Raw genomic sequence first — 5985 nt, forward strand, 5'->3', positions numbered from 1 at the left:
GTCGTCGAAGTCGACGTCCCCCGCAAACGCATCGGCCTCACCATGCGCCGCGACGGCGGCGCGTCAGCGCGCGAAGATCGTCCGGCTGCCGCCCGTCCCGCCAACAGCCGGCCCCAGCAACAGCGCCCGGAGCAAAAGCCCAAGGGCGACGATCAGGGCGACTTTGGCGCTCTCCTCAGCGCGGCCATGAAGAAGAAGTAGAACAAGCCTGCGTGCAGCGCGGATTGCTTCGGGCGCCGCGCTGCTCTCTTATGTCGTCAGACGCTTCCTGTCGGAGGGCCAGACATGGCGACACGCGGCTTTTTCGGAAAGAAACGCGAACCCGAGCAATCGGACCGCATCCCGCCCGGCCAGCATCTGGTCGATTATTTCCCCGTCCTCTCCGCCGGCCCTACGCCACAGATCGGCCCCGAGCGCTGGAAGTTTACGCTCAAGGTCGGTCCGCGCCCGGTCAAAACCTGGACCTGGTCCGAGTTCAATGCCCTGCCGATGACGAAAATGGTGCGGGACATTCACTGCGTCACAACCTGGTCGAAACTCGACACGGTCTGGGAAGGCGTTCTCATCGACGACATTCTGGCCGATGCCTTCATCGAGCCGCCGACAAAATTCGTCCTCGCCCATTCTTTCGATGGCTATTCGACCAATGTCCCCGCCGCCGATCTCCTTACCGGCAAGGCCATGGTGGCCCTGAAATATGGCGGCCAGCCGCTCGAGCGCGACCATGGCGGCCCCGCCCGTCTCCTCGTGCCACACCTCTATTTCTGGAAGTCGGCCAAGTGGGTCAATGGCCTGCAGTTTACCGAGCGCGACGAGGCCGGTTTCTGGGAATTGCGCGGCTACCACATCTATGGCGACCCCTGGAAAGAGCAGCGCTACACCGATGACTGACACGGATTTTTCGCGCGAGATCCGCTGGCAGGAAGCCCGGATCACCCGCATCATCGAGCGCACGCCGCATCTTAAGAGCTTCTTCTTCCTGCCGCCCGAGCCATTCGGCCACATCGCCGGCCAGCATGTCGATGTGCGCCTCACCGCGCCCGATGGCTACAGTGCCCTGCGCAGCTATTCCATCGCCTCGGCGCCCAATAGCGGCGACGAAATCGAACTGGCCATCGACCGTCTCGACGATGGCGAAGTCTCCCCCTTCTTTCACGAAGTGGCAGAGGTCGGCGACGATATCGAGCTGCGCGGTCCCCTTGGCGGCCATTTCATCTGGCGCCCCGGCGATGGTGGCCCGCTCCTGCTCATTGGCGGCGGCTCCGGCCTCGTGCCGCTCCTCGCCATGATCCGCCAGGGCTTTGCCGAAAGCGCCGCTGTGCCGACCGTGCTGCTGCTTTCAGCCCGCAGCCCGGAGGAGACACCCTTCCTCGATGAACTGCTCGACATCGAGGCCCGCTGGCCCTCGTTCCGCCTGCACCTGGCCTTCACCCGCGCCGCGCCTTTGCGGGCAGGGGACCACGGCCGGCGCATCGATGCCGAAATCATCGCGGAAGCGGTAAAAAGCCTCGGCAGCGCGCCGCGCCACGTCTTTATCTGCGGCAGCAATGCCTTCGTGAACACCGCCGCAGACCTGACGACGGGCGCGGGCATTCCCACGGACCTGGTGCGCACGGAGCGCTACGGCTAAGCGAGGCCCTTGTTTCCGGCCAAGACCGCGCGCCATTCCAGCGAAGCACTGGTCTGCATCCGCGCCGCCGCCAGCGCCGCATCGGCCTCGGGGAAGATCACCTCGTGCCCGGCCAGCGCCTCGGCAATCGCCTGGCGAATCCCCGGCAGCGCCAGCACCCCGCCGACAAACCCGATCGGCCTCTGCCCAACCCGCCCGGTCAAGGCCGAACCCATTAGCGCCAGCTCGCGCCCGGCAGAAACCAGAATCTCCCGCGCGATCAGATCGTCGCGTTCCGCCGCCGCGCCAACGGCCACCGACAGCGTCCCGATCCGCCCGCGATCGCCGCCATAAACAAACTCGCGCACCGCCGGCCAATCGACACTGCCAATCTTGCCAGCAACTTCTTCGGCCAGCACGGCGACACCATCAAACGACCCATCGTGATCGAGCCGCCGAAACAGCGTGTCGAGCGCCTTCAGCGCAATCCAGCTCCCCGAACCCGCATCGTCGATCAGAATCCCGCGCCCGCCGACGCGCACATAGGTGTCGCCCGCTCCGATATGGAGCCCAATGGAACCGGTCCCCGCCGAAATCAGATGCCCTTCACCCGGCTTGAAGATCGATGCATAAGCGAGCGTCATATCATCGACGGTCACGCAGCTTTCCGCCGCCACGCCAAAGAACTCGCCCAGCAACTCGCGCATCAGCCCGGAAACCCCGACCCCAAACCCCGTCAGCCCCGTCGTCGCCGATTTGGCCACAAAACCCCGTGCCTGCAAATCGGCCGCAATAGCGCCCAGCGCCACCCGCAGCCGTTCCTTCTCGACCGGATTGAAGAGGTGCCCCGTTGCGCCCGACGTTTTTCCGCGCGCGAGAACAGCGCCGGAATCGTCACAGGCTACCCAGCGGCTCGCCGTGCCGCCGACATCGACCCCGAGATGCACAGAACTCATTCCGGCACGCCATCCCGGACGAACATGCGGGTAATTTCGCGCGGATTGGTAATCATCGTGCCCACCACAATGGCATGAGCGCCGGCCTCAAAGCCGCGCTTCACCCATTCGGGCGTATTGTAGCGGCCCTCGGCCACCACGGGAACAGACACCCGCTTGGCGAGCCTTTCCAGCAACTCGATGTCCGGATGCGCCGGCTTTGGCTCGGTATATGCCGTATAGCCCGACAGCGTCGTCGCCACATAGGTCGCGCCCCAATCGGCGGCCGCAACGCCTTCCTCAAACGTGGAAATGTCGGCGAAAACCTCCGCCTTCAGCTCCTCGCGGATGCGCCGCACCAGCACTTCGGGGCTTTCCCCATTGCGCGGCCGCATGGTGCAATCGAGCGCCACGATCTCCGCCCCCGCCTCGACAATCGCCGCCGCAGCGTCGAAATCGGGCGTGATATAGACCGGGTACTCGTCCGAAAACACCTTGTGAATGCCGATCACCGGCAGGTCCGCACCCTTCACGGCGCGAATATCAGAGGGACCATTGGCTCGCAGCCCCTTGGCCCCGCCATCGCGCGCGGCGAGCGCCATGGCACCCATGAACACCGGCCCATGCAGCGGATTATCCGCCCGCGCCTGGCACGAAACAATCAGGCCCCTGGGCAATGCAAGGTTCACTTCACCGCTCCCGAAGTCATGCCGGCGATGAACTGCTTGGACAGGACGATATAGATGAGGATGATCGGCGCGGCCGACAGCGTCAGCCCCGAGAACAGCACACCCCAATCGGTCGTATATTCGCCCATGAACGTCGTCAGCCCCTGCGGCAGCGTCTTGAGACTATCGTTCTGGATGAAAACGAGCGGGAAGAAGAAGTCGTTCCAGATCGGCACCACATTCTGGATGCCGGCAATCACCATGGCCGGGCGCACCAGCGGCAACATGATCGCCCACATGATCCGCGCCTCGCTGGCCCCATCCATGCGCGCCGCGTCTTCCAGTTCATTGGGGAGGCTGCGGATAAAACCGGTCATGATGAACACGGTCGTCGGCAGGCCCATGGCCGTATAGACAAAGATCAGGGAGAGCTGATTGTTGAGAATGGAAAGATCCCGCATCAGCATGAACAGCGGAATGATCGCCAGCTTCAGCGGCAGCGTCAGCCCGGCGAGGAAGAACATGAGAATAAAGTTGGAGCCGGTAAAGGCATAACGCCCCAGCGCATAGGCCGCCATGGTCCCGAGCGTCAGGATCAGCACCATCGAGGCGCCAGTCACGACGAAGGAGTTCAGCAGATAGCGCAGGAAATTCGTCTCGCTCCAGATCTTCACGAAGTTCGCCACCTGCGTGAAATCGGGAATGCCGAAGGGCGACTTGAAGATTTCTGGCGTCGTCTTGAAGGCCGAAAACACCATGATGACGATCGGCGCCAGCATCAGGATCGTATTGGCGATCAGGATGATCTGCAGCATCCCGTCGCGACCCAGCGTCGCGAAGAGGCCCTTGCGGTCATAGTAATTGGTCGCGGCCGCACTCATAGCTGAATCTCCCGAGCGCGGAGGCGCGTGGTGATGACGCCCGCAACGATCGCGATAAAGATGAAGATGATCACGGCCAGCGCCGAGCCGAGCCCAAAGTCCTGCTGCCCCGACGACACATTGCCGAAGGCGGTACGGTAGAAATAAAGCCCCAGCACGTCGGTCGAGCCAAACGGCGAGCCATCGAGACCGCCCATGATATAGGGCAGCTCAAACCAGTTGAACGCGCCAACGAATAGCAGCGTGAACACAATCGTCGCGCTCGGCGCCACCAGCGGCCACACGATTTTCGTGATCTTCACCCATTCGCTTTCCGTCTCCATGCGCACCGCATCGAGAATTTCGCTTGGAATGCGCTGCATGCCGGCAAGGAAAACCAGCGTTGGGAATCCCACCATATGCCAGGCCTGCGCCACAATGATGCTGCCAAGCGCCGTACCCGATTGCCCGAGCCAGGGCTGTGCCAGCCAACCAAGCCCGATCCCCTTGAGCGTGATGTTCACGACGCCAAAGAGCGGGTGGTAAAAGAGCTTGAAGAGATAGGCGACGATGATGGTGGAGAGCACCACCGGCAAAAACACCGCGATCCGGTGAAAGCGCGCGCCGGGCAGTTCGCGCCAGAGCGCATAGGCGAGGATGAACCCCAGTCCGTTCTGCAGCACCATCAGCGCGAAAAACACGATGACATTGTTCTTGAAGGCATTGATCGTCCAGCTCCGATACGGCTCGACGAACAGCACCGTATGGAAATTCTCGAGGCCCACAAAGGCGCCGCGCTTCAGCCCCTGCCAGTCGAAGAAGGCATAGGCGAAGGCCGAAACGATGGGATAGACGATAAAGAGAGCCACGAAAGCCAGTGGCGGCACGATAAGCGCGGTGATCCAGAGGCCGCGGCCTGTCATCCGAAGTTGGGGCATTTGTGGCTCGCTTGGGGATGAGGGCGAGGGCGGGCCAAGGGCCCACCCTCCGGCGGGGGGAGACCCGCCTTACTTCTTGAACGGCTCGTACCAGGCGGCGAGACCCGTGGTCAGGGCGGTGCCGATGGCTTCCGGCGTGGTTTCGCCGGCAAACAGCTTCTGCATTTCAGCCTGGATCAGCACCGAGCCCGAGGGTTCGCCATAACGGAAGTGGGCGAGCATCAGGTAGGGGATCGAGGACTTGTTGAGGTCGTTGACCTCAGCCAAGAGCGGGTTGTCGAAGGTCACGCCCGGAATGGTCGAGATGTTATTGAGCGTATTGGCGAAAGCCTGGCCAAATTCCTTGCTTGCAAGGTAGTTCAGGAACTTGATCGACGCTTCCTTGTTGGCGCCGGCGGCATTGGCTGCGTAGCCGCCGTCGAAATAGAGGCCAACGAGCTTGGCATCTTCCGCCGTCTTGCCGGGAGCTGCAAACACGCCGAGTTCGATATCGGGGTTCTGCGTCTTGAACGTCGCCAGTTCATAGGAACCGCCGATGAACATGCCGGCCATGCCCGAAGAGAAGAGCTGCTGGGCCGAGGGGTAGTCGAGGCCGATAAAGCCATCGGGGAAGTATTCGGCGGCAACTGCAGCCACTTCACCCAGCGCGCCGGTGAAACGGGCATCGGTAAAATCGGCAGTGCCGGCCATCAGCTCGTCATAGAAAGCCTTGCCCATCAGCGAGGAGCCGAGGCCAAAGGTGACGGTTTCGTTCTGCCAGGCGGTCGCGGTGCCATTGGCGAAGGGGATGACGCCGGCATCCTTGAGCGTCTGGCTTGCAGCCTTCAGCTCGTCCCACGTTTGCGGCTCTTCAATGCCATTGGCGTCGAACAGGGCCTTGTTATAGATCACGAGCTGGGTCTGGCTGGCGAAGGGCACGGCATAGATCGTGCCATCGGCACGCATGCTTTCCGCCGCGATTGCCGGGGCAGCGAA

General features: G+C 62.7%; 7 protein-coding genes and 1 pseudogene. 3 read left to right on the forward strand and 5 right to left on the reverse strand.

What is annotated here, in order from left to right; all coding sequences use genetic code 11:
* The 3 genes and pseudogenes from ABW043_RS03730 to ABW043_RS03740 all read left to right on the forward strand — a co-directional run.
* Window positions 1–201: pseudogene (locus ABW043_RS03730) on the forward strand (helix-hairpin-helix domain-containing protein); the annotation flags it as partial.
* Window positions 202–285: 84 nt separating this feature from the next.
* Window positions 286–891 carry a sulfite oxidase-like oxidoreductase gene (locus ABW043_RS03735; RefSeq protein WP_353919892.1) on the forward strand — a complete coding sequence of 202 codons (606 nt, stop codon included), beginning with the start codon at window positions 286–288 and terminating at the stop codon, window positions 889–891.
* Window positions 884–1630 (forward strand): FAD-binding oxidoreductase, encoded by a 747-nt coding sequence (locus ABW043_RS03740; protein ID WP_353919893.1) that lies wholly within the window; start codon window positions 884–886, stop codon window positions 1628–1630. Before ABW043_RS03735 ends, ABW043_RS03740 begins: the two co-directional genes overlap by 8 nt.
* On the opposite strand, the gene ABW043_RS03745 is transcribed toward ABW043_RS03740, so the two are convergent.
* The 5 genes from ABW043_RS03745 to ABW043_RS03765 all read right to left on the reverse strand — a co-directional run.
* Entirely contained in the window at window positions 1627–2565 is a 939-nt protein-coding gene (locus ABW043_RS03745) for an N-acetylglucosamine kinase (protein WP_353919894.1), read from the reverse strand. The genes ABW043_RS03740 and ABW043_RS03745 overlap by 4 nt on opposite strands.
* Entirely contained in the window at window positions 2562–3233 is a 672-nt protein-coding gene (locus tag ABW043_RS03750) for an N-acetylmannosamine-6-phosphate 2-epimerase (protein ID WP_353919895.1), read from the reverse strand. Before ABW043_RS03750 ends, ABW043_RS03745 begins: the two co-directional genes overlap by 4 nt.
* Window positions 3230–4093, reverse strand: a complete 864-nt coding sequence (locus tag ABW043_RS03755) for a carbohydrate ABC transporter permease (protein WP_353919896.1) — start codon at window positions 4091–4093, stop codon at window positions 3230–3232. Before ABW043_RS03755 ends, ABW043_RS03750 begins: the two co-directional genes overlap by 4 nt.
* Complete coding sequence (locus ABW043_RS03760; protein ID WP_353919897.1) at window positions 4090–5010, reverse strand: carbohydrate ABC transporter permease; 921 nt, start codon at window positions 5008–5010, stop codon at window positions 4090–4092. The genes ABW043_RS03755 and ABW043_RS03760 overlap by 4 nt, the downstream gene beginning before the upstream one ends.
* A 69-nt stretch (window positions 5011–5079) precedes the next feature.
* The coding region (locus ABW043_RS03765; RefSeq protein ID WP_353919898.1) for an extracellular solute-binding protein at window positions 5080–5985 on the reverse strand (906 nt) is incomplete at its 5' end.

This window comes from Devosia sp., from assembly GCF_040509215.1.
GTDB lineage: Bacteria > Pseudomonadota > Alphaproteobacteria > Rhizobiales > Devosiaceae > Devosia.